Source organism: Pseudomonas sediminis (assembly GCF_002741105.1).
Classification (GTDB): domain Bacteria; phylum Pseudomonadota; class Gammaproteobacteria; order Pseudomonadales; family Pseudomonadaceae; genus Aquipseudomonas; species Aquipseudomonas sediminis.
The window spans coordinates 355,308-382,224 of the sequence record NZ_NIQU01000004.1; the positions used below are offsets into that span (position 1 = coordinate 355,308).

Sequence of the window (26,917 nt, forward strand, 5' to 3'; positions counted from 1 at the left end):
TGTCTCCCGCTGAATCAATGGGCGGCAGTCTATCCAAGCCAATCGCGACCTGCCACGGGCCTTAACAGACTGTTAACGACTGCGCGCCATCCAACGGCCAGACTCGTTGCACACCAGGCCATCGAGCTCTAGCTCGGTCAAGGCTCCCAGCACCTCAGCCAGCGGCCAACCGCTGGCCTGCATAAGCGCCTCGGTGCTGTGCGGCGCGGCATGCAGCAAGGCCAGCAATGGATGCTCGATGTCAGCGAGCGGCGCCGATGTGGGCTGAACGGCTGGCGCCTGCCAGCCACGCAGGGCTTCGAGGATATGCTCGATGCTTTCCACCAGGGTGGCGCCATCACGAATCAGCTGATGGCAGCCACGCGCGCCAGGGTGATGGATCGATCCGGGGATGGCATAGACCTCACGCCCCTGTTCGGCAGCCAGGCGTGCGGTGATCAGCGAACCACTGGACGGGCTGGCCTCGACCACCAGCACACCCAATGAAAGACCGCTGATGATCCTGTTGCGCCGCGGGAAGTTGCTCGCCTGCGGCGGACAGTCCAGCGGCAGCTCGGAGACCAGCGCACCGCCTTGCTCGCTGATCTGCGCCGCCAGCCTCACATGCCGTCGTGGATACAGACACTGCAAACCGGTGCCCAGCACGGCCACCGTTTTGCCGCCGCTTTCCAGCGCCCCCTGATGTGCAGCACCATCGATCCCCAAGGCCAGACCACTGGTGATGACGAAACCGCCGCCCGCCAGGCTACGGGCAAAAGCACGCGCGTTATCAAGCCCGGGCTGCGAGGCCCGCCGACTGCCGACCATGGCCAGTTGCGGCGCCTCCAGCACGCCCGGCTCGCCCGCTACGAACAACAGCGGCGGCGCATCCGCCAACTCGCCGAGCAGAGCCGGGTAGCCTGGATCGTCCCACATCAGCACATGTTGACCAGGCTCATCCAGCCATTGCAGGGCGGCAGCCGCTCGCTCGCGAATGTCCGCATCACGCCGTGGCTCGGCGCACGCCGCCGGCAACCCTAACGCGCGCCAGGCGCTGGCCGGCGCACTGAGCGCAGCCGAGGCGCTGTCGAAAGCACTCAGGAGCTTGCGAAAACGCCGCGGTCCCAGTTCCGGCAACAGATGCAGACGCAAGCGGGCTTCGAGTTCGGCAGGAGAGATAGCGGGGGAAAGCGAGGAGGATGCAGGCATGGCGATTCGTCCCTGAGCAGTTGCACCGCCATCCTGGCGGCCTGAAAGCACGAGCCCCGCTAGTGCGGGGCTCGTTGGGCATTACGGGTTGCGGACCTTGTCCATCACCGCCAGCTGGCGGCTGGCCTGCAGTACCAGGCCATAGCTGAGCTTGTCATAGGTGCGGAACACCATCAGCAGGCCGGAACGCTCGTCCGGGATTTTCACGCTCTCTCCGGTAACACGGTCACGTACGGTCTCGCCGGTCTTGTAGACCGCCAGCACGTTTCCGATCTCCAGGCCGTCGCGTATCCCCTTGTTCAGGGTGACAACATCGAACTGACCAATCTGACTGACGCCACGCGGTACATCGAGAATCAAACCATCGATGTCGGTGATCGGCTCGCTAGGCATGAAGGTGGAGTTGATCGCACGCTCCTCGGTGGGGAACAGGCGATCTCCCAGGCGTACTTCCTGAGTCGAGCGCTTGAGCAGCAGCGTACCCACATCCCCTTCTTCTGCGACGATCTCACCGGTGCCGACGTCATCGGCGTTGATGCCAAGGAATTCCTTGGTTTCCGGATCCAAGTAGGTCTTGCCTTGGCGGAAGATGCCGTAGATCGGCTGCTCTTCGTCGAACTGGCCGCGGGCGTAAACGCGATCACCAGCGCCGCTGACCACGCGCTCGGCGTTGCCGGCGACGACATAAGGCTTGCCGTTGAATTCTTCCGGAGTGTCGACGATACGGTTGCTCAGCAGGAAGCTGTTGATCGCCTCCAGCGGGATGGTCGGGATCGCTTCGGCCATCGGCGTGCTACGTACTTGCGGCGACAGTTTGATGGTGCCGCGGGACTCGCCGCGGTTGAGCATCAGGCGCGGCTGACCGTCCACGTAGACCAGATTGAGGGTATCGCCGGGATAGATCAGGTGCGGGTTCGCCACCTGCGGGTTGGCGTGCCAGATCTCCGGCCATTTCCACGGCTGGCGCAGGAACTTGCCGGAAATGTCCCAGAGGGTATCGCCCTTGACCACTGTGTAGCGGTCCGGGTGACCGTCCTTGAGTTGCACTTCGGCCTGAGCCAAGCTGGTCAGGGCCAGTCCGCCCGCTGCAAAGAGCAGGGCGAGTAGTGATTTCCTCATACGGTGAATCCCTTTATTATGTGCCTTCACGTGAAGCGCCCTAGCGCCGCGTGCCAAACCCGCTGAATACGCGGCGTGAAGCCGTTTTTCAATGCTGTTCATCATCTTAGCAGCGGATTTTGACTTTATTCCACAAGTGCATCACAAACGCATATGGCGATCCTGAATATCCTCGAATTTCCTGATCCACGCCTGCGTACCATCGCCAAACCGGTGGACGTCGTGGATGACTCCATCCGTCAACTGGTCGACGACATGTTCGAGACCATGTATGACGCACCCGGTATCGGCCTGGCGGCGACGCAGGTCAACGTGCACAAGCGCGTGGTGGTCATGGACCTGTCCGAGGACAAGTCCGAACCGCGGGTGTTCATCAACCCCGAGTTCGAGTCGCTGACCGATGAAATGGACCAGTACCAGGAAGGCTGCCTGTCGGTGCCCGGCTTCTACGAGAACGTCGACCGCCCACAGAAGGTCAAGATCAAGGCGCTGGATCGCGATGGCCAGCCCTACGAGCTGATCGCCGAAGGCTTACTTGCCGTGTGCATCCAGCACGAGTGCGATCACCTCAACGGCAAGCTGTTCGTCGATTACCTGTCCAACCTCAAGCGCGACCGCATCAAGAAGAAACTGGAAAAACAGCATCGCCAGCGCGCCTGACGCCCCATCCTGAAGGCTTGCTACGGCAAGCCTTTTCTTTTAGCGAGCCTCCATGCCTGACTCATTGCGTATCGTCTTTGCCGGCACCCCGGAATTCGCCGCCGAACACCTCAAGGCCCTGCTGGCCAGCCCGCACCAGATCATTGCCGTCTACACCCAGCCGGATCGCCCGGCAGGTCGCGGCCAGAAGCTGATGCCGAGCCCGGTCAAGCAACTCGCCGTCGAGCACGGCATCCCGGTCTACCAACCGGCCAGCTTGCGTAATGAAGAGGCGCAGGCCGAGGTGGCGGCATTGCAGCCGGATCTGATGGTGGTGGTCGCCTATGGCCTGATCCTGCCGCAGGTGGTGCTCGACACCCCGCGTCTGGGCTGCATCAACAGCCACGCCTCCTTGCTGCCGCGCTGGCGGGGTGCCGCGCCGATCCAACGCGCGGTGCAGGCCGGCGATGCCGAAAGCGGCGTCACCGTGATGCAGATGGAAGCCGGCCTCGACACCGGGCCGATGCTGCTCAAGGTGACCACGCCGATCAGCGCCAGCGACACCGGCGGCTCGCTGCATGATCGCCTCGCCCAGCTCGGCCCACAGGCAGTGCTACAGGCTATCGACGGCCTGGCCGCGGGCACGCTGAAAGGTGAAGTACAGGACGACGCCCTGGCCAACTACGCGCACAAGCTGAACAAGGAAGAAGCGCTGCTGGACTTCAGTCGCCCGGCCGTGGAGCTGGAGCGCCTGGTGCGCGCCTTCCACCCCTGGCCGATCTGCCACACCACACTCGGCGGCGACGCCTTGAAAGTGCATGCCGCCGAGCTCGGCGAAGGCAAGGGCGCTCCCGGCACCATCCTCGCCGCCGACAAGCATGGCCTGACCGTGGCCTGTGGCGAAGGCGCGCTGCGTCTGACTCGCCTGCAGCTGCCGGGCGGCAAGCCGCTGGCCTTCGCCGACCTCTATAACAGCCGCCGCGATCAATTCGCCGCCGGCCTGGTGCTCGGCCAATGAACCCGCGCCTGGCCGCCGCCCGCGCCCTGACTGCAGTGCTCTCCGGCAAGGCTTCTCTGGGTAGCAGCCTGCCGCCGCAGCTGGACAAGGTCGAGCACCACGACCGTGCCCTGGCACAGGACTTGGCCTTCGGCGCCGCACGCTGGCAGCCGCGCCTGCAACTGCTGGCCGAGAAACTGCTGGAAAAGCCGTTCAAGGCCGCCGACAAGGACGTGGAAGCGCTGCTGCTGATCGGCCTCTACCAGTTGCTGCACAGCCGCATCCCCGAGCATGCCGCCATCGGCGAGACGGTCGGCTGCGCCGGTGCGCTGAAAAAGCCTTGGGCCAAGGGCTTGCTCAACGCCGTGCTGCGCCGCGCCCAACGCGAGCATGAAGCGATTTTCGCTGAACTGGATCGCGACCCGGTGCTACACACCGCGCACCCGCGCTGGCTGCAAAAACAGCTCAAGGCCTTCTGGCCCGAGCACTGGCAAGCCATCTGCGCCGCCAACAACGCGCATCCGCCACTGATCCTGCGGGTCAATCGCCGTCACGGCAGCCGCGACGCGTACCTCACCGAACTGCGCGACGCCGGCATCGATGCCGAGCCATGCGCTTTCAGCCGTGACGGCGTGCGCCTGCTACAACCCTGCGACGTAACCACCCTGCCCGGCTTCAAGGACGGCCGCGTCAGTGTCCAGGACGAAGCCGCGCAACTGGCTGCCAGCCTGCTCGAACTGGCGCCTGGCCAACGTGTGCTGGACGCCTGCGCCGCGCCGGGCGGCAAGACCTGCCACCTGCTGGAAGTCGAACCAGGCTTGAGCGAAGTGGTCGCCGTGGATCTGGAAGCCAAGCGCCTGACGCGCGTACGCGAGAACCTTGAGCGCCTGCAGCTGAAGGCCACACTGATCGCCGCCGACGGCCGGGACACCGGTACCTGGTGGGACGGCCAGCCATTCCAGCGCATCCTGCTCGATGCGCCTTGCTCGGCCACCGGCGTGATCCGCCGTCATCCGGATATCAAGCTGACCCGCAAGCCTGAGGACATTCCCGCCCTGGCGCAGTTGCAGGGTGAGCTGCTCGATGCGCTGTGGCCAACCCTGGCGCCCGGCGGCATCCTGCTTTACGCCACCTGCTCGGTGCTGCCGACGGAAAACAGCGAGACCATCGCCGCGTTTCTGGCCCGCACCGCCGATGCGCAGGAAGTCACCATCGCTGGCGACTTCGGCCTGCAGCCTGGCCATGGTCGCCAGTTGCTGCCACAGCTGGACGGCCACGACGGTTTCTACTATGCCAAGCTGATAAAGACCGCTGTGACCAGCCACAGCTAACGGAGCGATCAGTGAAAATCATCATTCTAGGCGCCGGCCAGGTGGGCGGCACCCTGGCGGAACACCTCGCCAGCGAGGCCAACGACATCACCGTGGTCGACACCGATGGTGATCGCCTGCGCGACCTTGGCGACCGCCTGGACATCCGCACCGTGCAGGGCAAGGGCTCCTTCCCCACCGTGCTGCGCCAAGCCGGCGCTGACGATGCCGACATGCTGGTGGCGGTGACCAACAGCGACGAAGTCAACATGATGGCCTGTCAGGTGGCCTATACCCTGTTCCACACCCCGACCAAGATCGCCCGGGTGCGCGAGGCGGCCTACCTGACCCGCGAGGCGCTGTTCGACAACGAAGCGATCCCGGTCGACGTGCTGATCAGCCCCGAGCAGGTGGTGACCAATTACATCAAGCGCCTGATCGAATATCCGGGCGCCCTGCAGGTGATCGACTTCGCCGAAGGCAAGGCGCAACTTGTGGCGGTCAAGGCCTACTACGGCGGCCCGCTGGTGGGTCAGCAACTGCGCCAGCTGCGCCAGCACATGCCCAACGTCGACACACGCGTCGCGGCGATCTTCCGCCGCAACCGGCCGATCATGCCCAAGGGCGATACCGTGATCGAGGCCGATGACGAAGTGTTCTTCATCGCCGCCAAGGCGCACATCCGTGCAGTGATGAGCGAAATGCGCCGTCTCGAGGATAGCTACAAGCGCGTGGTGATCGCCGGTGGCGGCAACATCGGCGAGCGCCTGGCCGAAGCCATCGAAAGCCGCTACCAGGTGAAGATCATCGAAATGAACCCGGCGCGCTGCCGCTACCTGTCGGAGAACCTCGACAGCACCATCGTGCTGCAGGGCAGCGCCTCGGATCGCGACCTGCTGGTGGAAGAGAACATCAACGATGCCGACATCTTCCTCGCCCTGACCAACGACGACGAAGCCAATATCATGTCGTCGCTGCTGGCCAAGCGCCTGGGTGCGCGCAAGGTGATGACCATCATCAACAACCCGGCCTATGTCGACCTTGTGCAAGGCGGCGAGATCGACATCGCCATCAGCCCGCAATTGGCTACCATCGGCACTCTGCTGACCCACGTGCGCCGTGGCGATATCGAAAGCGTGCACAGCCTGCGCCGGGGCGCAGCCGAGGCGCTGGAAGTGATCGCCCATGGTGATGCCAAATCGAGCAAGGTGATCGGCCGCGCCATCGAAGACATCGCCCTGCCGCCGAGTACCACCATCGGCGCCATCATCCGCGATGAACAGGTGCTGATCGCCCACGATGACACGGTGATCGAGTCCGGCGACCACGTGATCCTGTTCCTGGTCGACAAGAAGTACATCCGCGACGTCGAGCGCCTGTTCCAGGCCGGTCTGACGTTCTTCTGAATAAAACCGTAGCCCGGATGCAATCCGGGGATGAATCGCGCCGGGCCTCACCCGGATTGCATCCGGGCTACATCAGCGGAGAAGCTTGATGAGCACTGAGGCACTGGAAAAGATGTTGGCCAAGGGCATGGACAACGCCCTGTTGCGGTTCGGTCTGGGCAAAGCCCACCTGGATGGCGGCAATGCGGTGCAGGCGGCCGAGCACCTGCAACGCTGCGTGGAATTCGACCCGGCCTATTCAGCGGCGTGGAAGCTGCTGGGCAAGGCGCTGCAGGCCGAAGGCGACCTCGACCGCGCGCGCCAGGCCTGGCAGCAGGGCATTGCCGCCGCCCAGGCCAAGGGCGACAAGCAGGCCGAGAAGGAAATGACCGTGTTTTTGCGCAAGCTGGACAAGCCGGGGAGCAATCGCGGCTAAAGCCCCTCCCACAAGCTCAGTACTACCCCGCAGATCGAAAAGCCCCCACGGACTGTAGGAGGCGCTTCAGCGGCGAGCTTCTGAGCATTCTGGAGGTCGCCAATCCTGGATCAGGGCTCAAGCCATAGCAGCTGAAGCCCCTACCACAGGATGGCAACCTATCGCTCTACCGAGCTCAAAGCACCTCGCTCGCCACCGCATCCACCGCCGCCTTGGCGATGCCCACCACCTCGTCTGCCTCGGCCTTGGTCAGTACCAGCGGCGGGGCGAAGCCGAGAATGTCGCCGTGCGGCATGGCGCGGGCGATCATACCGCGCTCCAGGCAGGCAGCAGAGACCCGCGGGCCGACCTTGAGCGCGGCATCGAATGGCGTGCGCGCCTCCTTGTCAGCCATGAACTCCAGCGCGGCAAGCATGCCGACACCGCGCACTTCGCCCACCAGGGGATGACCTTCGAAGGTCTGGCGCAGTTGCTGGTTGAGGTAGGCGCCAACATCGGCGGCGTTGGCGGAGATATTTTCCTTTTCGAGAATATCCAGGTTGGCCAGCGCAGCCGCGGCGCAGATCGGATGACCGGAGTAGGTCCAGCCATGGCCCATTGCGCCATCGCGACTGGAAGCCTCGTCGATCACGTTCCACACCTTCTCGCCGACGATCACTGCCGACAGCGGCGCGTAGGCACTGGTCAGGCCCTTGGCGGTGGTGATCAGGTCCGGCTGCATGCCGAACATCTGGCTGCCCATCGGCGTGCCCAGACGGCCGAAGGCGCAGACCACCTCGTCGGCGATCAGCAGAATGTCGTACTTGGCCAGCACGGCCTGGATCGCCTGCCAGTAACCGGTGGGCGGCACGATGATGCCGCCGGTACCCATCACCGGCTCACCGATGAAGGCGGCAACAGTGTCCGGGCCTTCGGCGAGGATCAGACGCTCCAGATCCTCAGCGCAGTGGCGCACGAAGGCCGCTTCGTCCATGCCGGCCGGCGCCTTGTAGAAGTGCGGGCAGGCGGCGTGTTTGATGTCCGCGTGAGGCAGGTCGAAATGCTGATGGAAGCTGGCCAGGCCGGTGAGGCTACCAGTCATGATGCCCGAGCCGTGGTAGCCGCGCTGGCGGGAGATGATCTTCTTCTTCGCTGGGCGGCCGAGCACGTTGTTGTAGTAACGCACCAGCTTGATCTGGGTCTCGTTGGCGTCCGAGCCGGACAGGCCGTAATAGACCTTCTTCATGCCCTTGGGCGCCCAGTCGATGATGCGCGCCGACAGTTCGATGATGGCCTCGGTCGAGTGGCCCACGTAAGTGTGGTAGTAAGCCAGCTCCTTGGCCTGCTTGTAGATGGCTTCGGCAACCTCGGTACGGCCGTAACCGATGTTCACGCAGTACAGGCCGGCAAAGGCGTCGAGCAGCTCGCGGCCTTCGTGATCCTTGATGCGAATACCCGACGCACTCTTGATGATGCGCCCCTTGAGCGCGCCACTGGCGTGGTCATGGGCGTGGGTGGACGGGTGCATGAAGTGGGCACGGTCCTGGGCGAACAACTCGTCGTAATGGCTCATGGAAAATCCTCCGGTTGGGCTCAGTAGCGCTGGCCCTGATGATGAATGCAGAAGTATTTGGTTTCGACGAAGGGCTCGAAGCCTTCCGTGCCGCCCTCGCGGCCGAGGCCGGAGGCTTTCATGCCACCGAAGGGGATCGGGTGGCCGGTGAACTTGGTGCCGTTGACCGCGACCATGGCGTGGTCGAGGCGGCGGATCAGCGGGTGGACGACATCCACTCGGTTGGAGCAAATATAGGCGGCCAGACCGTATTCGGTGTCGTTGGCCATGGTCACGGCTTGGTCCAGGGTGTCGAAAGCGCGTACACCGGCGATGGGGGCGAAGTTCTCCTCACGGTAGATGCGCATGGCGTCGGTGACGTCGGCCAGCAGCGTCGGCTGCCAGAACCAGCCGCCCAGAGCATGCGGTTCGCCACCGGCCAGCAGGCGCGCGCCCTGTTCGATGGCATCGGCGACCCGAGCGGCGGTGGCATCCAGCGCAGCCTGGTGCATCAGCGGACCGATCTGGTTGCGCGCGTCATGCCCAGGGCCGACGCGCAGGCCACGCACGGCCTTGGCGAAGCGCTGTAGAAATTCTTCATAAACAGGGCGCTCGACCAGAATGCGGTTGGCGGCGCAGCAGTCCTGGCCGGAGGTCTGGAACTTGGCATCCAGCGCCACCTGCACGGCGTGATCGAGATCGGCATCGGCGCAAACGATCAGCGGCGCATTGCCGCCCAGTTCCAGCGCCACCTTCTTCACATCCTCAGCAGCCGCCTGCAGCACCAGTTTGCCCACGCGAGTCGAGCCGGTGAAGCTCACCGAGCGCACACGGGCATCTTTGACCAGGGTTTCCATGGCCATCTGCGGTTCACCCAATACCACGTTGAACACACCGGCTGGCAGGCCGGCCTCCTCGGCCAGTTGCGCCAGGGCAAAGGAGGAATAGGGCGTCTCGTGCGCCGGTTTGACCACCACGGTACAACCGGCGGCCAACGCCGCGGCGGCCTTGCGGGTGATCATCGCGCTGGGGAAATTCCACGGCGTGAGCAGGGCACAGACGCCCACTGGCTCCTTCACCGTACCGAGCTGGGCACCAGGGATATGGCTGGGGATTGTCTGGCCGTAGAGCCGGCGCGCCTCCTCGGCGAACCAGGGGATGAAGCTGGCGGCGTAACGGATCTCGCCACGGGCTTCGGCCAGCGGCTTGCCCTGCTCCTGACTGAGGATGCGCGCGAGGTCTTCCTGATGCTGCAGGATCAGCTCGGCCCAGCGCCGCAGCAAGCCGGCGCGGGTTTCCAGGCTCTGCTCGCGCCAGCCGGCGAAGGCGCGCTGGGCGGCGTCCACTGCAGCTACGAGCTGCTGCTCACCAAGCATCGGCACATGGCCGATCACACTCTGGTCGGCAGGGTTGTGCACGGCAATGCTGGCGCCGTCGTCACTGTGCAGCCAGTGACCGTCGACATAGCACAGCGATTTGAACAGCAGGGGATGGTCGAGGGGCATGGCGATGTCTCCGGGCCGATGGGCATGGGAGACATGCTAGGGAAGGGTGGCTTGGCGTTTTTTCCAAGCCGGCACCACATGACCGCAGTTTTTTCTGAAGCGGGCGGATGAAAGGGCGGTTTCTGAGGTGCCCTAGCCCGGAAGCAATCCGGGACAGAACACGCAACACGCCCGGATTACATCCGGGCTACGGATTTAGCTCAGGCCGTAGCGGTGCGCTGCGGCAGGGCGCGGATGATGGCACTGAGCAACATGCCATACAGCGGCACGAAGAGGATCAGACTGATCGCCAGCTTGATCACGTAGTCCACCGTAGCGATTTCCACCCAGTTGGCAGCCATGAACGGGTCGTCACTGCGCCAGAACGCTACCGAGAAGAACAGGAAGGTATCGAGCAGGTTGCCGAAGATGGTCGAGGCCGTCGGCGCGACCCACCACTGGCGCATCTTGCGCAGGCGGTCGAACACCTGAATATCGAGCAACTGGCCGAAGGCGTAGGCGAGGAAGCTGGCCACGGCGATGCGAAAGACGAACAGGTTGAATTCGCCCAGCGTCGCCAGACCGCCGAATACCCCTTCATGGAACAGCACCGACACCACGTAGGAGGCCACCAGCGCCGGCAGCATCACGCGGGCGATCACCACACGCGCGGAATGCTTGCCGATCAGGCGCACGGTGAGGTCAGTGGCCAGGAAGATGAACGGGAAGCTGAACGCGCCCCAGGTGGTATGCCAGCCGAACAGGGTGATCGGCAGCTGCACCAGGTAGTTGCTGGCGATGATGATGAGGATATGGAAGGCGATCAGGCCGGCCAGCACGGGCCGACTGACCGACGCAGGAATCAGGGTCATGTCGATGTCCTTTTTCATGGAGTGGGGTTAGGGAACCCACTGCCGCAGCCGACATGGCCGCGAGCGGCGCGCATTCTAGCGCGTTGTTGACCCGCGGGATAGGTTTTCCCGCAGATGACAAAACCGCTCGGATGGAAGGTCGCGCCGCCGCTGACTCAGGCTTCCGGCACCACCCGCTTGGCCAGCTGGAAATGCCGCTGCCAATACGAGTTGTTGAGGAAGTCGATACGCACGTTGGTGCCACGGCGCGGCGCGTGGACGAAGCGGCCCTCACCGATGTAGATGGCCACGTGATCCACCGAGCGGCTGCGAATGCGGAAGAACAGCAAATCGCCCGGCTGCAGATCACTGCGCCTCACCGAAGGTGCGTCCAGGCGCGACAGCGCGCGGGAGGTGCGCGGCAGGTCGAGGTCGTCCTGAGTCTTGAAGGCGTATTGCACCAGGCCGCTGCAATCGAAACCGTGGCGCAGGCTGGTACCACCCCAGCGATAAGGCGTGCCCAACGCGCCGAGGGCGCGGTCGATCACTTCGCTGGACGGTTTTGGCGCAACCGCTGGCGCGCTGGCAGGAAGGGTGTGGATACGAAAGGTGGCGGAGGCTTGGGTACAAATTCCCAGTAAAAGAGCGCCTCCCAGGCAAAGTGACATGAAGAACTTATTCAAACCCAGTGACCCTGGTGATTGGCCTTTGCGCGGAAGCCCTTCCGAATCAAGGCATTGCATCGGAAACGAGCCTCCTGCCCATCCCGGAGACGGACTGCCAGGAAAAGTCTTTGGTTCATTTCCAAGGAGACGAGCCGACGAACGGTTTACCGCTGATACCTTCGTATTCCCAACCAATCGCGTCCAATCACGACTCGGAGGTTGAGCCTCTAACCCTCGGCCGTTAAGGTCGCGGAGCGACTCATCTTCGGAAAGGATTCACTCATGACGCTCAAAGCTTTCCTGCTCGGCGCCTCGCTCCTGGCACTCGCCCACGGCGCCCAGGCGCAGACCGAAAACACCAGCTGTTCCACGGTGACCCTGGCCGATCCCGGTTGGAGCGATATCGCCGTGACCAATGGCATCGCCAGCCTGCTGCTCGACGGCTTGGGCTACAAAGCGCAGACGCGCACCCTGGCCGTGCCGATCATCTTCGCCGGACTACAGAAAGGGCAGGTCGATGTGTTTCTCGGCAACTGGATGCCGGCAGGCCAGCATGACTACGACCGCTACGTGGCCAGCGGGCAGATCGACAAGGTGGTGGAGAACCTTGGCGGCACCGAATACACCCTGGCCGTGCCGACCTACGCCTATGAAGCCGGGGTGAAGGACTTCAACGACCTCGCCAAATTCGCCGACAAGTTCGGCAAGAAGATCTACGGTATCGGCTCGGGCTCGCCGGCCAACGACTACATCCGCCAGATGATCGCCGGTAACGAGTTCGGCCTCGGCGACTGGCAACTGGTGGAATCCAGCGAGCAGGCGATGCTGGTTCAGGTTGGCCGCGCGGTGAAGCGCGACGAGTTCGTGGTGTTCCTCGGCTGGACGCCGCACCCGATGAACGTGCAGTTCGACATGCAGTACCTCAAGGGCGGCGAGAAATTCTTCGGCAGCACTGGCTCGGTCAACACCCTGGCGCGCAAGGGCTATGTGGCAGAGTGTCCGAACGTGGGCAAGCTGCTGACCAACCTGAAGTTCACTCAGGAGATGGAGAACACCATCATGGACGACGTGCTCAACCGCAAGGTAGCCAACGCCACGGCGATCAAGAACTGGATCAAGACCAACCCGCAGGTGCTCGATGGCTGGCTGGAGGGTGTGAAAACCCGTGATGGCGGTGAAGGGCTGGCGGCGGTGAAAGGCAAGCTCTAATACAGTATTCCAGTGTCGGTCGAACCACTTCCCGTAGGGTGGGTTAGCGACGCTGAACGCCAGTCGACGATGCCCACCATCGTGGCGCGTCGTGTAACCCACCAGGCAATAAAACGTGTTGCTCCGATGGTGGGTTACGCCGCAACCAACATGGCGAAATGCTCGAATACTCCGGCGACGGCTAACCCACCCTACGGGCGTTCGGCATCTGGTGGTTGGCGTGCGTTAGTCGTCCAGCTCGGCAGGCGCACCCGCCGTGTCCGCCTTGATGGTCTTGGTGACGATGTAGGTGAAGTAGCGCTCGATGCCCAGGTCTTCGAGCAGCAACTGGTCGATGAAGCGCTGGTAGTGATCGATATCGCGAGCGCGGATCATCGCGATGTAATCGACACCGCCGCCGGTGGCGTAGCAGAAGCCCACCTCCGGCGCCTCGCTCAGGCGCTGCTCGAAGCGGCGCATATCCTGCGCGGTGTGGCGGGCGAGGGTGATTTCCACCAGTACCTGCTGGCTGCGAAATAGCGCTGCCCAGTCGATCTGCGCGCGGTAGCCCTTGATCAGCCCGGCACTTTCCAGCTTGCGCACCCGTTCCCAGGCCGGCGTCACCGAGAGGTTGATCGCCTCGGCAAGCGCCGACTTGGTGATCCGCCCATCCTCGGAGAGGATGCGCAGAATCTTCAGGTCATAGCGGTCAAGCTTGTGCATCGGGGGCCTCGGTTGATTGGTTAGGACGCTGGCAGGCGACAGCTTCGCGGCTGAAGCGGAATGCCGCCCAGCCGCTCCTACAACGATGCAGCCGGATGGCGATCCGCTTCTAGTCCACCACCTCGGCAATGACCGCGAGGGTATCACCACTTTTCACCAGCCCGGGGAAGTGCCGCGCAGCGAGCAGGCCGCTGCGTTTGGCACGGTACTCGGTGGCTGGTGCGCCAGTACGACGCGCACTGTGCACCCGCGCGATCACCTCGCCCTTCTCCACGGTATCACCGAGGTCGCGGCACATTTCCAGCAGGCCATCGTCTTCGCTGGCGACGAAGCAGTCGCCGTCGGGCATGTCCAGCATCACCGACTCGCCCGCCTCGATCTCGCCTTGCAGCAAGCCGAAATGGATCAGCAGGTTGCGCACGCCACGCTCGGCGATGGCCAGGCTTTTCGCCGTGCTGCTACCGCCGCCGCCCAGTTCGGTGGTGACGAATACCTTGCCCTGTTCCTCGGCGGCGGTGTCGTACATGCCCACCGCGTCCAGCTCCAGCATGCGCATGCAGTAGGGCGCGGCGAAGGCGCGCATACCGGCGGCACAGGCGGCGTCCTGGGCCGCATCCGGCAACATGTGGCAGGCGGCGAAGGGCAAAAAATCCAGGGTCTTGCCGCCGGAGTGGATGTCCAGCACCACGTCGGCCATGGGCAGCAGGCTGCGCTGGAAGTAATCGGCGATCTTCTGCGTCACCGTGCCGTCCGGCTTGCCGGGAAAGCTGCGGTTGAGGTTGCCCTTGTCGATGGGCGAGGTGCGGGTGCCGGCCTGCACCGCCGGGGTGTTCATGAACGGCACGATGATCACCCGGCCAGTGACGTCCTCGGCGCGCAGGCGCTGGGCCAGTTTGCTCAACGCCAACGGGCCTTCGTATTCGTCGCCATGGTTGCCACCGGTAAGCAGCGCGGTGGGGCCGCTGCCGTTCTTCACCACGGTGAGCGGGATCATCACCGCGCCCCAGGCCGAATCGTCGCGGGAGTAGGGCAGCTTGAGGTAACCGTGTTGCACGCCGTCACGGTCGAAGTCGACCGTGGGGCTGATGGGGTTGTCGCGCAGAACGTCGGTCATGGTGTCAGTCCTTCACGAACAGCTTGCGCGGCACGTCGCAGAAGGTTTCCACGCCGCTGTCGGTGATCAGGATCGATTCGGTGATTTCCAGGCCCCAGTCGTCCAGCCACAGGCCAGGCATGAAGTGGAAGGTCATCCCCGGCTGCAGCACGCTCTCGTCGCTCGGGCGCAGGCTCATGGTGCGCTCGCCCCAGTCCGGCGGATAACTGATGCCGATGGGGTAGCCGCAGCGGCTGTCCTTGTGGATGCCGAACTTCTCCAACACCTTGAAGAAGGCGCGGGCGATATCGCCGGTGGTGTTGCCCGGCTTGGCTGCTTCCAGGCCGGCGGCGATGCCTTCGACCACGGCCTTCTCGCCGTCGAGGAAATGCTGCGGCGGCTTGCCCAGGTAGATGGTGCGCGACAGCGGGCAGTGATAGCGCTTGTAGCAACCGGCGATCTCGAAGAAGGTACCGGCGCCGCTGATCATCGGCGAGTCGTCCCAGGTCAGGTGCGGCGCGCTGGCATCGGCGCCGGTGGGCAGCAGCGGGACGATGGCCGGATAGTCGCCGCCATGGCCGTCTGCACCGAGGATGCCGGTGCGGTAGATCTCGGCCACCAGCTCGTTCTTGCGCAGGCCCGGTTCGATCTTGTCGAAGATCGCCGCATGCATCTGCTCGACGATCTTCGCCGCGATGCGCATGTAACCGATCTCGGTGGGCGACTTGATCGCCCGTTGCCAGTTGACCAGCGCAGTCGAATCGACGAAGCGCGCATTCGGCAGATTGCGCTGCAGCGAGCCATAGGCGGCAGCGCTGAAGTAGTAGTTGTCCAGCTCGACGCCGATGGTCAGCTTGTCCCAGCCACGGGCGGCGATGACCTCCTTGGACAGGTAGTCCATCGGGTGGCGCTCGGTGGACTGCACGTAGTGATCGGGGTAACCAACGATATTGCTCGGCTGCATGAACACTGTGCGCTTGGCGCCGTTGGCATCCTGGCCGCGGCCGTACCAGACCGGCTCGCCATCGAGCGCCAGCAGCACGCACTGGTGCACGTAGAACGACCAACCGTCATAGCCGGTGAGCCAGGCCATGTTCGACGGATCGGTGACGATCAGCAGCTCGATGCCCCTGGCCTGCATGGCGCTGCGCGTCTTGGCCAGGCGCTGGGCATATTCCTCCCGGCTGAAGGGGAGGTTGACGACGATTTCGGACATTGCGTTGCCCTCGTGATGGAACGGTTATTCAGGCGCGGCGTGCCGCGCCCGCAGGTTTCAGGAATCGAAACTGAGGCCTTTGCCGGCCGCGACAGCGCGCTGGTAGGCGAGGCTGGCGATGGCGGTGTCTTGTGCTCCAGTGCCGGTCAGGTCGCACAGGGTGATCTGCTCGGGCGCGGTGCGACCGGGACGCTGGCCGGCGATCACCTGGCCGAGCTCGGCGAAATCAGCATCCGCAGCAACCAGGCCGGCGGCGATGGCGTGATTGAGCTCACCGAGCACACGGGTCTGACTCAGGCGGTCGGCGACATAGGCATCGACCCGCGCCAGCACCGCCGGGGCGATCTCGTTCTTGTGCTCGGCATCCGAGCCCATGGCGGTGATATGCAGGCCGGAGCGCAGGTGTTGCGGCTGGATCAGCGGCTCACGACTGGGCGTGGTGGTGATGGCGATATCGGCACCATTGAGCGCCGCGTCGACGCTGTCCACGGCACGCGCATCGTCCAGCTCGGCAGCCATGGCCTGGGCCTTGGCGGGATCACGCGCCCAGATACGCACCTCGCGCACCTCACGCACCAGGCGCAGCGCCTGCAACTGCAGGCGCGCCTGCTCACCGGCACCGAGGATGGCGACCACCTTGGCATCTTCGCGGGCCAGCCATTTGGCGGCGATGGCGCCAGCAGCCGCGGTGCGCACGGCGGTGAGGTAGCCGTTATCCAGCAGCAGCGCATCGGCCAGGCCGGTCCGTGCCGAGAACAGCATCATCAGGCCATTGAGGCTGGGCAGGCCAAGCTTGGGGTTGTCGAAGAAACCGGGACTGACCTTGATCGCGAAATGCGCCACGCCGGGCAGGTAGGCGGTCTTCACGTCCACCTCGCCGTTGTGCTCGGGCACGTCCAGACGCAGGATCGGCGGCATCGCCACCGCWGCGGTGGCGAGCAGGCGGAAGGCGTTTTCCACCACCGCGAGGCTGTCGGTGTCGAGGCCGACGCAGTCGCGCAGGTCAGCCTGGTTGAGAATCAGGGTCTTGGCCATGGAGGCTCCTCAGGCGTCGGCGCCATTGAGCACGCGCAGGTGCTGGTCGATGTCGATGTTGCGGCCGCTGATCACCACCACCACCGGGCCACGCGGTTCGATCAGGCCATCGAGCAAAGCGGCGATGCCGACCGCTGCGGCGCCCTCGACCACCAGCCTTTCTTCGCGGTAGGCGTGGCGGATGCCGCGGGCGATGGAGGCCTCGTCGAGCAGGTGAACCTGATCGCACAGCTCGCGAGTGATGGAATAGGTGAAGCGGTTGTCCAGGCCGATGCCGCCGCCGAGCGAGTCGGCCAGGGTCGGCAGCTCCTCCACCTCGACTGGCTCACCAGCCTCGAGGCTGGCGTGCATCGCCGCACCCAGTTGCATGCTGATGCCGTGGGTCCGAATGGCCGGGCTGGCCGCCTTGATCGCCAGCGCCACACCGGCGAACAAGCCGCCGCCGGAAAGCGGTACCAGCACTTCGCAGACGTCCGGGCATTGTTCGAGAATCTCCAGGCCCAGGCTGCCCTGGCCGGCGATCACATGCGGGTGGTCGAAGGGTGGGATAAATGCGGCGCCCTGCTCGCGGGCGATACGCAGGGCTTCGAGCTGGGCATCGTCCTGGCTGCGGCCTTTGATAACCACCTCGGCGCCCAACTCGCGAATGGCACGCACCTTGTTCTGCGGCACAAGCTCGGAGAGGCAGACAATGGCCTTCACGCCCTGCTGCGAGGCGGCGAAGGCAAGCGCACGGCCATGGTTGCCGGTGGAGGCCGTAACCACGCCGAGGCGCTTCTGCTCGGCATCCAGCTGCGCGACCGCGTTGCTCGCGCCGCGCAGCTTGAAACTGCCGGTGGCCTGCTGCGACTCCAGCTTCAACCACACCGGCACACCGGCCAGGCGACTCAGGCTGGGCGAATGTTCCAGCGGCGTCTGGCGCACCAGGCCGGCAATGCGCTGGCGGGCCTTGAGTAGATCATCGGCGGTGATGGAAGACATGGCGCACGTTCCGAGAAGGTGTGCGGCCGAGTGTATGAGCGGGAAATTGAGTGGCTGAATGTACTAGGACGATTTTTTATCTGGGCGTTTGTACCGTGTGGAAATCGGTGCGCACGGCGCACCCTACAGCCCCGTCGACCGTAGGGTGCGCCGCGCGCAACAGCTTGTAGCCCTCTCCCGCAAGCGGGAGGGGCTGATCGGCATGATGGGCAAAATTGTAGGGGCGGCTGGGCGGCATTCCGCTTCAGCCGCGAAGCTCTTCAACAGCGCTAAAAATCATGCACCTTAGGGTACTGCTCGAAGACGTCACGCACGATCTGCACGCCCTGGCGCATCTTCGCTTCGCTGCATTCGGCGCCGACGCACAGGCGCACCGCGCGCGGCCGTGGCATACCGGGCGGGACGAAGGGATCGGGCAAGGTCAGCGCGACGTTGCGCCGGCGCAGTTCGCGCAGCAGGCCGTCGGTTTCCCATCCTTCGGGCACACGCAGCCAGCTGTTGAGCGAATAGGGGTGGTTGCCGATCAGGTGCTCACCCAGCTCCTGCTCCACCAGCGCCTGCCGGTTGGCCAGCAATTGCCGCTGCAACTGCACCAGATCCTCAGCCTCGCCCGAGTCGATCCAGCGCGTGGCGATCTCACCGAGCAGCGACGGCGCCATCCAGCTGTTGACCCGCAGAATGCTCTCGGTGCGCAGGGCCAGACGCTTGGGCATCACCAGGTAGCCGATCCGCAGACCGGTGAGCACCGACTTGGTCATGCTGGTGCAGTAGAACGACAGCTCCGGCGCGTAATGACTGAGCGGCCGCGTGGCCTGCTGGCCGGCCAGCAGCGGGCCGTAGACGTCATCCTCGATGATGTACACGCCATAGCGGCGGGCGATCTCGGCGATCTCCCGGCGGCGCTCGTCGGGCATCAGTGCGCTGGTCGGGTTGTTCAGGTTCGGCGTGCAGACCAGCGCGGTGATCCGCTCGTTGCCACACATGTCCTCGAAGTGCTCAGGGTTCAGGCCGTAGCGATCCATCTCCAGGCCCTTGAGGGTGAAGCCGAGCACCTGCGAGCTGCCGATGGCACCGTGATCGGTCAGGCCTTCGCAGAGCACCACGTCATCCGGGCCAGCAAGCGTGGCTAGGGCGAGGAAGATGGCATGAGCGGCACCGCTGGTCAGCAGCACATCCTCGATGCCGACATCCATGCCCAGGCGCGCCAGCCAGCGCACCGCGGCCTCGCGCTGATGCTGCATGCCGGCAATCGGGCGGAAGGCATGGATCCACGGCTGGTCCGGCTCCTGCGCCAGCTCCAGGCAGGTCTGTCGCCACAAGCGGTCGTGATCGGCAGTATGCAGGATGCGCGCGTTGGAGAAGTCCATCAGCGCCTGCTCGGTTTGATCGAGCATGCTGGTGGCCACGCGCTCGCTGGTGCGCCGTGAGACGAAGCTGCCACGGCCCACCTCGCAGCGCACGCGGCCCTGACGCTCCAACTCCTTGTAGGCGTTGGTCACGGTCTGCACGCTGATGCCCAGCGCATCTGAAACCTGACGTTGCGGCGGCAACCGTTGGCCGTCGATCAGGGTACCCTGTTCGATATCGGCGGCGACTGCCTGTACCAGCAGCTTGTATTTCGATTCGCCCGGGCGAGCGCTGGCCAGGGCCTTCTTCCAGTTGTGCATCGATGGCTCCTCCGGCAACTGCGTTCAAGCATCCCGCGTGAGGCGTTACGATTCAATTGTCCTAGTGCAATGCCGTAGCCAAAAAAGCCTTTGTATGCTCGGCCCAAGGGTGGAAAACAGTGCCTCAGGCAACTCAAAAGAACACCACCCGGCGCAGGCCTACTGCGCACCAACGCTCTTGATTTACCTGCCTCCTAACACAGCACGCCGCCGTTGGCGGACTACAAGAAACAGGAGAACACCAAGATGAGTAGCGTTATCACCTCCCGCTTCGGCCGCCTCGCACTGGCCGGCGCCCTGCTCACCGGTCTCGCTGCCGGTGCCCAGGCCTCGACCCTGGACAAGGTCAAGGACAGCAGCAGCGTGCGTATCGGCTACGCCAATGAAACGCCATTCGCCTATACCGCCCTCGACGGCAGCGTCACCGGCGAGTCGCCAGAGATCGTCAAGAAGATCTTCGAACGCATGGGCGTCGAGAAGATCAACCCGGTGCTCACCGAGTGGGGTTCGCTGATCCCCGGCCTGCGCGCCAGCCGCTTCGACCTGATCGCCGCCGGCATGTACATCACCCCCGAGCGCTGCAAGCAGGTGCTGTTCACCGACCCGCACTACCAGTTGCCCGATACCCTGCTGGTGAAAACCGGCAACCCGAAGGACCTGCACAGCTACGAGGACATCGCCAAGAGCGGCGCCAAGGTGGCGATCATGTCCGGCACGGTGAACCTCGGTTATGCCCGCAGCGCCGGCATCACCGATGACCAGATCCTCCAGGTGCCGGATACCACCGCACAGCTGCAGGCCGTACGCGCCGGTCGCGCCGACGCTGCAGTCGGCACTCAGCTGACCATGAAAGGTCTGGCCGACAAGGGCGGCGACAGCGTCGAAGCCATCGCCGAATTCAAGGACGATCCAGCCCACACCGGCTATGGTGCCCTGGCCTTCCGCCCGGAAGACAAGGACCTGCGCGATGCGGTGAATGCCGAGCTGAAAAAGTGGCTGGGCAGCGAAGAGCACCTGGCCACGGTCAAGCCCTTCGGTTTCGACCAGTCCAACATCACCGACAAGACCGCCGCCGAACTCTGCGGCCAGTAATGAACGGACACGCCGCGCACTCCGGTGAGCGGCGCGCTTTCGTGCATAGAGCGGTAGACATTCATGACCGATCTTCTTCCCCTGCTGCTGCAAGGCGCCTGGGTCACCGTGCAAGTCACCTTCTGGGGCTCGCTGCTGGCCATCGTCTCGGCTGTTATCGCCGCCCTCGGCCGGCTGTCGCCCATCGCTCCGCTGCGCTGGCTGGCGATCACCTACATCGAGATCTTCCGTGGCACCTCGCTGCTGGTGCAGCTGTTCTGGCTGTACTTCGTGCTGCCGATGCCACCGTTCAACGTCGAGATGAGCGCCTTCACCGTGGCCATCGTCGGCCTCGGCCTGCATATCGGCGCCTATGGCGCGGAAGTGATGCGCGGTGCCATCCGCTCGGTGGCCAAGGGTCAGTACGAGGCCTGTACCGCGCTGAACATGCGGCCGTCGAAGCGTTTCCTGCGCATCATCCTGCCGCAGGCACTGCTGGCAGCGATCCCGCCGGGCACCAACCTGCTGATCGAGTTGCTGAAGAACACCTCGCTGGTGTCGCTGATTACCCTGTCTGACCTGGCCTTCCGCGCCCGTCAGCTGGATCAGGCGACCTTCATGACCCTGGAGATCTTCGCTCTGGCCCTGGTCCTGTATTTCCTCATGGCCCAGGTGATCAACCTCGGTATGCGCCTGCTGGAAAAACGCCTGAGCCGTGGCCGGATGCGCGGAGGCCTGCAATGAATTTCTTCGACTGGGATTTCGCCCTGAGCATCCTCCCGGATTTGCTCAAGGCCTCGCTCAATACCCTGCTGATCACCTTCGCCGGCTTCGCCATTGCCATCGTGCTCGGCCTGCTGCTGGCCATCGCCCGACGCAGCAAGCACCTGTGGCTGTCCTGGCCGGTGGCCGGACTGATCGAGTTCATCCGCAGCACGCCGCTGCTGATCCAGGTGTACTTCCTGTTCTACGTGTTCCCCAACTACGGACTGAACCTCACCGCGCTGCAGGCAGGCATCCTCGGCATCGCCCTGCACTACGCCTGCTACACCGCCGAGGTCTATCGCGCCGGCCTCGACGCGGTGCCGCGCGGCCAGTGGGAGGCGGTGACAGCGCTGAACATGTCGCCGCTGTCGGCCTATCGGCAGATCATCCTGCCGCAGGCACTGCGGCCGATCCTGCCGGCGCTGGGCAACTATCTGGTGGCCATGCTCAAGGACACCCCGGTGCTGTCGGCCATCACCGTGGTGGAAATCATGCAACAAGCCAAGAACATCGGCTCGGAGAGCTTCCGCTACCTCGAGCCCATCACCATGGTCGGTCTCTTCTTCCTGCTGCTCAGCCTGGCCCTGGCCTGGTGCGTGCGGCGCGTGGAAGATCGCCTGGAGGTCACTGCCCGATGACTGCTTTTCTAAACTCTAAAGACGCCGCAGGGAGTTCCTCCATGAACCAGTCCATCGTCCGCTTCACCGACGTGACTAAGCGTTACGGCAACCTCACCGTACTCAACAAGCTCAATCTGGATGTCGCTCCCGGCGAGAAGGTGGCGATCATCGGCCCCAGCGGCTCGGGCAAGTCGACCCTGCTGCGCGCGCTGATGACTCTGGAGAGCATCGACGAAGGCGTAATCGCCGTCGATGACGAGCCGCTGACTCACATGCCCGGTCGCGACGGCCGCCTGGTGCCGGCCAGCGCCAGCCACCAGCGCAAGGTGCGCGGCAAGATCGGTATGGTATTCCAGAGCTTCAACCTGTTCCCGCACATGTGCGCGCTGCAGAACGTGATCGAGGCACCGATGCAGGTGCTCGGCATGGGCAGAAAAGAAGCCACCGAACGCGCCGAGGATCTGCTGGCGATGGTCGGCCTGGGCGAAAAGCTGCGCCATTTCCCATCGCAGCTATCCGGCGGTCAGCAGCAACGCGTGGCCATCGCCCGTGCGCTGGCGATGCGGCCCAAGGTGATGCTGTTCGACGAGGTGACCTCGGCGCTCGATCCCGAGCTATGCGGCGAAGTGCTCAACGTCATCCGCCGCCTGGGCAGCGAGCACAACCTGACCATGCTGATGGTCACCCACCAGATGGGCTTCGCCCGCGAGTTCGCTGACCGCGTGTGCTTCTTCCACCAGGGCTGCATCCATGAACAGGGCACACCGGATCAACTGTTCGGCAACCCGCAGCAGGAAAGGACGAAGGCGTTTCTCAGCGCGGTGAACGAAGCGCACTGAGGCGCACTGTGGGAGGCGGGGAGCAATCAGAGCTCTCTGCCGTTTCCGTAGGAGCGGCTTTAGCCGCGATTTCTCGCGGATGAATCCGATCCTACAGAATCAGGGCAATCCGTTGGTATGCGTCAGCGAAACTAACGCGGCTGCCGCGCCTTTATCGCCGCCAGCATCTTCTGCGCCAGCGCGGCGTAGTCACCATCGAAGTGGTGCCCGCCCTTGATCATCAGCTGCTCGCCCGGAGCACCGGCTTCGGTGCAGCCGCTCTCGGCCGCTTCCTCGCTGCCGTAGATGCAGTACACCTTGGCCGCCGGCACCTTGCGCAGTTCGGGGCCGGTCGGCGCCTCCGCACCATCCTTGCCGAGCCAGCCGCTGACGGCGATCTCGAAGCTGCCGCTGCGGGCGAAAGCCAGCAGCAGCATGGTATCGACCTGCTGCTGATCACTGGCCGGCAGGCGGTTGTAGATTGCCGGCAGCACATCGGCACCGAACGAGTAGCCGGCGAGCACGAAGCGCTTTACCTGCCACTTGTCGCGGTACTGCTGCATCAGTCGCGACAGGTCGGCGGCGCTCTGTTCCGGGCTCTTGTGCTGCCAGTAGTAACGCAGGGTGTCGATGCCCACCACCGGATAGCCGGCAGCGGCCATGTGTTCGGCCGAGGCGCGGTCCAGATCGCGCCAGCCACCATCGCCGGAATAGAACAGGGTCAGGGTATCGGCCGGTTGCGCCGAGGGATGCTCGATCACCGGCATCGCCGCGCCCTGGCCGGCGAGCAAATGCTGCAACTGATCGGTCAGCAGGGTCGGCAGCGGCGTGCCCAACGTACCGATGCGCGGCTCGCCGTTGGCCTGCTCACGCAGGAAGCGGGCGTTGTCGTCACCCGGATTGTAATTCCACAGGGCGAGCCAGTGACCGTGCCCCGCCCTTTGGGGCAGCGGCTCGGCGCAATCGGGTTTGGCCAGGTCGAAGCCGACCGACAGCGCCTGAGCCTGGTCGTCGCTTTGCGCCGCCAGCCAGCGCCAGGCAGAGGCTGCTGCCGGGCCGATACCAGCGACCAGGGTCGGCGCGCCGCCCAGCGCCTCGCTGGCCTGACTGATCAGCTGCTGTTGCGCCTTGCAGTCGCCCGCAACGAAGGGCAGTTGCAGCAGGCGCAGATCGCCCACTTCGGCAAGGCGGCGTAGCGTAGCTTCATCCAGCGCCTGGTCAGCCGGAGCGAGCAGCAGCACACGCTGACGCGCCTCGCCCTGGCTCAGCAATTGCGCCGAGGAGCCCTGTATCTGCAGCGTCTCGAACTGCGTGGTGCCACGCATCGACCACCACCAACCCGCCGCCCCTGCAGCCAGGGCAACCACCAACAACACGCCACTCAGCGTCCTTGTCGTCCTGCTCATCTCAACGCCTCACCAGTCCACCCAGGCCGCCAGCGATCAACGTGGCGGTGTCGGCCAATGCCACCCAGGGGTCGAGCCCGGCCGGCACGGCCAGGTAACGCGGCTCCCACTGCGGCAGGAACTTGTCCTTGAAGCGGCGCAGGCCCTGGAAGTTGTAAAAGTTCTCGCCACGGTCGAACACCATCGCGCCGAGACGCAGCGGCAGCGGCGCACCCTTGCGCGTCTGCAGGCCGGCCAGCGGCACCATGCCGAGACTGAAACGTGCGTAGCCCTCGCTCTGAAACTGCTGGATCAGGCCAAGCATGAGAAACTCCATGGTCGACTTCGGCGCATCCGGCAGCACGCGCATCAGATCGAGGCTGGCCACAGCACGCGTCTCGCATTCCAGCAAGTTGGCGAAGGCCACCGCGCGGCCCTCGAAGCGCACCACCACGACACGAAAATGCGCCAGGTATTCGGGGCTGAAGCGGCCCAGGGAAAAGCCCTTCTCGCGCACGTTCTTGCCCTGCAACCAGGCATCGGAAATCGCCTGCAGCTCCTCCATCGGCACCTGACCGGGGGCGTGGAATTCCAGGCTCAAGCCATCGCGTTGACCACGATTCCAGGTGTAGCGCAGGGCTTTCATCTCCTTGCCGTTGCTGGCCAGATCGAAGGTTTTCAGATCCACCAGTGCCTCTTCACCGAGCTTCAGCGCAGTCAGGCCGATGTCGATATAGCCGGGCAGGTTCTCCGCGCGCACCTGATAGAACACCGGCCGCGCATGGTGGCGGTCGCAGAGGTCACGGAACTGCCAGATCAGCTCGGCACGCGCAGCCGGCGGACCGATCGGGTCGAACAGTGCCACCAGGCTGCGCCCGCGACGGGCGTACATGAGGAAGGCTTCGCTATCTGGATGGAACAGCAGCGCCTTGTCACCGCTCAGCGCCAGGCCACCTTCCGGCTGACGCGAGGCCTGGACGATGGCACGGGCGCGCAGCAACGCCTCCCCGTCTGGCAGGCTGATACTTGGCGGCGTGGCGCGCAGTAGCCAGGTCAGGCTGACCGCCAGCAGCACCAGGGCACTGCCCAGCGCCGCCCGAAGGCCGCGCGGGGCATTGGCATCCAGCTCGAACTGCCACCACAGCTGATGGCTGTAGGCGACATCCTGATAGGCGAACAGCAGCAGCCACACCGAGGCGGCGATCACTCCGACCGTTGCCGCCAGCGCCAGGCCGGATGCCGGCACGTCCATCAATCGGCTACGTCGGTAGAACTCGCGACGAAACAGCGCCAGCAAGCCGGCGATGGCCGCAAGGGCCAGGGCCTCCGGCCAGTCGAAGCCCTTGAGCAGCGACAACACCACGCCCAGGCAGAGCAGCACCAGGGTCAGTGCCCAGGCCGCCGACAGGCGCCGACGCAACCCTTGCGCCAGCAGCAGGCAAAGCGTGCCGACCAGGCTGGCCGCCAGGTGCGAGGCCGCCACCAGTTGCGGCGGCATGAGGAAACCCAATGCCTCCAGGCGTTCGTCCATGGTCGGCGTCACCCCGGAGAACAGCAACACCGCACCGGCGCAGAACACCAGCAGCGCCAGCAGGGGTACCGCCATACCACTGGCCATGCGCGCCACCTGCCGCGGGAACCACAGACGACGCGCCTCGGCGGCCAGCAGCAGGAGCCCAGCCGCCACCAGCGGCAAAATCACGTAGAGCAGCCGATAGAGCAGCATCGCCGCGACCAATCCGGCCGGATCGATGCGCGAGGAGAAAGCTGCCAGCAGCACCGCCTCGAACACCCCGACGCCACCCGGCACATGGCTGAGCACACCGGCTGCCAGCGCCAGCATGTAGATCAGCACGAAGGAGGAAAAAGGTGGTGCCTCGGGCAGCAACAGGTACAGCACGCTGGCGGCAATCAGCACATCCAGGCTGCTGATCAACAGTTGCGTCAGACTCATGCGCAGGCCCGGCAAGCGCAGGCTGAAACGCCCGAGATCCACCTGCCAGCAACCGGGTGCGGGTCGCTCGGCAAGGCGTTTACGGCTGACCAGTAGCCCCACCACCAGCGCCACGAGCAATATCGCAACAGCCAGCACTGCCAGCACAGGCTCGGACAGGCGCAACGCGGCCGAGGCATCCTCAAGATCGAACAGGGCCGCCAGCGCCGCGAGAATCGGCAGGCTGACACCGAGCGACAGGCTGGCGAACAGGCTCATGCGCGCCACATCGCCCGCGCTCAGCCCATTGCGCCCGTACAGGCGGTAGCGCACCGAACCACCGGACAACGCCGACAGGCCCACGGCATTGCCGATGGCAAAAGCGCAGAAACCGCCGAGCGCCAGGGTCGGCGGCGGCAGATCGACGTTTGCATAGCGGCTGGCTGACCACTCGTAGGCGAGCATCACCAAAAAGCCCAGCACGGTGGCCAGCAAGGCGCCGAGCAAGGCCTGCGGCGGCACGGCCGCCAGGGATTCGCGCACCTGATCCGGATTGATCTCGCGCACCAGGTGCCAGCAGGCGACCAGCGCCAGACCGAACAACAGCAGCGAAAGGCCGAGGCCGATCAGGTGTCGGTTGCGTTGCAGCCAGCCGGATTGGGGAGAGGGAGGAAGATCTGGCGCGCCTGCGCTTTCAGCGGGAAGTTCGGATACCGCTCGACTCATGTCGAAAACGCCTCTGATGGACGCCACCTCGGAGTGAGGCCTAGATCAGAGTGTATATGTAACAAAATGTTCCGCAGCTTCGAAACATTCC

The 26,917-nt window shown here is 64.5% G+C and carries 24 protein-coding genes; 10 read left to right on the forward strand and 14 right to left on the reverse strand.

The window, feature by feature from the left end:
• Positions 1–72: 72 nt before the first annotated feature.
• The gene (gene dprA / locus CDO35_RS12275) at positions 73–1,188 is read right to left on the reverse strand and encodes a DNA-processing protein DprA (RefSeq protein WP_099525013.1); all 1,116 of its coding nucleotides are present in this window, start codon (positions 1,186–1,188) and stop codon (positions 73–75) included.
• An 81-nt stretch (positions 1,189–1,269) separates the two neighbouring features.
• The gene (locus CDO35_RS12280; protein ID WP_099525014.1) at positions 1,270–2,307 is read right to left on the reverse strand and encodes a LysM peptidoglycan-binding domain-containing protein; all 1,038 of its coding nucleotides are present in this window, start codon (positions 2,305–2,307) and stop codon (positions 1,270–1,272) included.
• Between the two features lie 153 nt (positions 2,308–2,460).
• On the opposite strand from CDO35_RS12280, the gene def reads away from it, so the two are divergent.
• The 5 genes from def to CDO35_RS12305 all read left to right on the forward strand — a co-directional run bounded on the left by def (position 2,461) and on the right by CDO35_RS12305 (position 7,074).
• Entirely contained in the window at positions 2,461–2,967 is a 507-nt protein-coding gene (gene def / locus CDO35_RS12285) for a peptide deformylase (RefSeq protein WP_013713230.1), read from the forward strand.
• Positions 2,968–3,019: 52 nt separating this feature from the next.
• Complete coding sequence (gene fmt, locus CDO35_RS12290; protein WP_099525015.1) at positions 3,020–3,964, forward strand: methionyl-tRNA formyltransferase; 945 nt, start codon at positions 3,020–3,022, stop codon at positions 3,962–3,964.
• Positions 3,961–5,274: a 16S rRNA (cytosine(967)-C(5))-methyltransferase RsmB gene (gene rsmB / locus CDO35_RS12295; RefSeq protein WP_099525016.1), complete on the forward strand. Its 1,314-nt coding sequence runs from the start codon at positions 3,961–3,963 to the stop codon at positions 5,272–5,274. Before fmt ends, rsmB begins: the two co-directional genes overlap by 4 nt.
• Positions 5,275–5,285: 11 nt before the next feature.
• The gene (gene trkA / locus CDO35_RS12300; RefSeq protein WP_017676312.1) at positions 5,286–6,659 is read left to right on the forward strand and encodes a Trk system potassium transporter TrkA; all 1,374 of its coding nucleotides are present in this window, start codon (positions 5,286–5,288) and stop codon (positions 6,657–6,659) included.
• A gap of 88 nt (positions 6,660–6,747) precedes the next feature.
• Complete coding sequence (locus CDO35_RS12305; protein WP_099525017.1) at positions 6,748–7,074, forward strand: tetratricopeptide repeat protein; 327 nt, start codon at positions 6,748–6,750, stop codon at positions 7,072–7,074.
• A gap of 175 nt (positions 7,075–7,249) precedes the next feature.
• Here the strand turns inward: CDO35_RS12305 and CDO35_RS12310 are convergent, their stop codons facing one another.
• From CDO35_RS12310 to CDO35_RS12325, 4 genes are all read right to left on the reverse strand, one after another.
• Positions 7,250–8,626, reverse strand: coding sequence for an aspartate aminotransferase family protein (locus CDO35_RS12310; RefSeq protein ID WP_099525018.1), 1,377 nt, complete (start codon positions 8,624–8,626; stop codon positions 7,250–7,252).
• 20 nt (positions 8,627–8,646) lie between these two features.
• Entirely contained in the window at positions 8,647–10,110 is a 1,464-nt protein-coding gene (locus CDO35_RS12315; protein ID WP_099525019.1) for an NAD-dependent succinate-semialdehyde dehydrogenase, read from the reverse strand.
• A 200-nt stretch (positions 10,111–10,310) separates the two neighbouring features.
• Positions 10,311–10,961, reverse strand: a complete 651-nt coding sequence (locus CDO35_RS12320) for a 7-cyano-7-deazaguanine/7-aminomethyl-7-deazaguanine transporter (protein ID WP_099525020.1) — start codon at positions 10,959–10,961, stop codon at positions 10,311–10,313.
• Between the two features lie 155 nt (positions 10,962–11,116).
• On the reverse strand, positions 11,117–11,488 hold the full coding sequence (locus tag CDO35_RS12325) for a C40 family peptidase (RefSeq protein WP_425048538.1): 372 nt from the start codon (positions 11,486–11,488) through the stop codon (positions 11,117–11,119).
• Positions 11,489–11,887: 399 nt separating this feature from the next.
• Between CDO35_RS12325 and choX the strand changes: the two genes are divergently transcribed.
• On the forward strand, positions 11,888–12,814 hold the full coding sequence (gene choX, locus CDO35_RS12330) for a choline ABC transporter substrate-binding protein (RefSeq protein ID WP_099525022.1): 927 nt from the start codon (positions 11,888–11,890) through the stop codon (positions 12,812–12,814).
• Positions 12,815–13,039: 225 nt separating this feature from the next.
• Here choX and CDO35_RS12335 read toward each other — a convergent pair whose 3' ends face one another.
• From CDO35_RS12335 to ehuR, 6 genes are all read right to left on the reverse strand, one after another.
• Entirely contained in the window at positions 13,040–13,516 is a 477-nt protein-coding gene (locus tag CDO35_RS12335) for an Lrp/AsnC family transcriptional regulator (protein ID WP_075744671.1), read from the reverse strand.
• Positions 13,517–13,625: 109 nt separating this feature from the next.
• On the reverse strand, positions 13,626–14,630 hold the full coding sequence (gene doeB / locus CDO35_RS12340) for a N(2)-acetyl-L-2,4-diaminobutanoate deacetylase DoeB (RefSeq protein WP_099525023.1): 1,005 nt from the start codon (positions 14,628–14,630) through the stop codon (positions 13,626–13,628).
• Positions 14,631–14,634: 4 nt separating this feature from the next.
• Complete coding sequence (doeA, locus tag CDO35_RS12345; protein ID WP_099525024.1) at positions 14,635–15,825, reverse strand: ectoine hydrolase DoeA; 1,191 nt, start codon at positions 15,823–15,825, stop codon at positions 14,635–14,637.
• 57 nt (positions 15,826–15,882) lie between these two features.
• Positions 15,883–16,860, reverse strand: coding sequence for an ectoine utilization protein EutC (gene eutC / locus CDO35_RS12350; RefSeq protein ID WP_099525025.1), 978 nt, complete (start codon positions 16,858–16,860; stop codon positions 15,883–15,885).
• A 9-nt stretch (positions 16,861–16,869) separates the two neighbouring features.
• Positions 16,870–17,841: a hydroxyectoine utilization dehydratase EutB gene (gene eutB, locus CDO35_RS12355; RefSeq protein ID WP_099525026.1), complete on the reverse strand. Its 972-nt coding sequence runs from the start codon at positions 17,839–17,841 to the stop codon at positions 16,870–16,872.
• Between the two features lie 269 nt (positions 17,842–18,110).
• Positions 18,111–19,508, reverse strand: coding sequence for a MocR-like ectoine utilization transcription factor EhuR (gene ehuR / locus CDO35_RS12360; RefSeq protein WP_099525027.1), 1,398 nt, complete (start codon positions 19,506–19,508; stop codon positions 18,111–18,113).
• Positions 19,509–19,754: 246 nt separating this feature from the next.
• Here ehuR and ehuB point away from each other — a divergent pair, with 246 nt between their 5' ends.
• The 4 genes from ehuB (at position 19,755) to ehuA (ending at position 22,803) form a co-directional block, all read left to right on the forward strand.
• A complete protein-coding gene (gene ehuB, locus CDO35_RS12365) occupies positions 19,755–20,600 on the forward strand; it encodes an ectoine/hydroxyectoine ABC transporter substrate-binding protein EhuB (RefSeq protein ID WP_099525028.1) in 846 nt (281 codons plus the stop codon).
• 63 nt (positions 20,601–20,663) lie between these two features.
• Positions 20,664–21,323, forward strand: coding sequence for an ectoine/hydroxyectoine ABC transporter permease subunit EhuC (gene ehuC / locus CDO35_RS12370; RefSeq protein WP_099525029.1), 660 nt, complete (start codon positions 20,664–20,666; stop codon positions 21,321–21,323).
• The gene (gene ehuD / locus CDO35_RS12375; protein ID WP_017676297.1) at positions 21,320–21,982 is read left to right on the forward strand and encodes an ectoine/hydroxyectoine ABC transporter permease subunit EhuD; all 663 of its coding nucleotides are present in this window, start codon (positions 21,320–21,322) and stop codon (positions 21,980–21,982) included. The genes ehuC and ehuD overlap by 4 nt, the downstream gene beginning before the upstream one ends.
• Positions 21,983–22,023: 41 nt before the next feature.
• A complete protein-coding gene (gene ehuA, locus CDO35_RS12380) occupies positions 22,024–22,803 on the forward strand; it encodes an ectoine/hydroxyectoine ABC transporter ATP-binding protein EhuA (protein WP_099525030.1) in 780 nt (259 codons plus the stop codon).
• Between the two features lie 131 nt (positions 22,804–22,934).
• Here ehuA and CDO35_RS12385 read toward each other — a convergent pair whose 3' ends face one another.
• Both CDO35_RS12385 and mprF read right to left on the reverse strand, forming a co-directional pair.
• Positions 22,935–24,188 carry a virulence factor family protein gene (locus CDO35_RS12385; protein ID WP_279432784.1) on the reverse strand — a complete coding sequence of 418 codons (1,254 nt, stop codon included), beginning with the start codon at positions 24,186–24,188 and terminating at the stop codon, positions 22,935–22,937.
• 1 nt (position 24,189) lies between these two features.
• The gene (gene mprF / locus CDO35_RS12390; protein ID WP_099525032.1) at positions 24,190–26,826 is read right to left on the reverse strand and encodes a bifunctional lysylphosphatidylglycerol flippase/synthetase MprF; all 2,637 of its coding nucleotides are present in this window, start codon (positions 26,824–26,826) and stop codon (positions 24,190–24,192) included.
• Positions 26,827–26,917 lie beyond the last annotated feature (91 nt).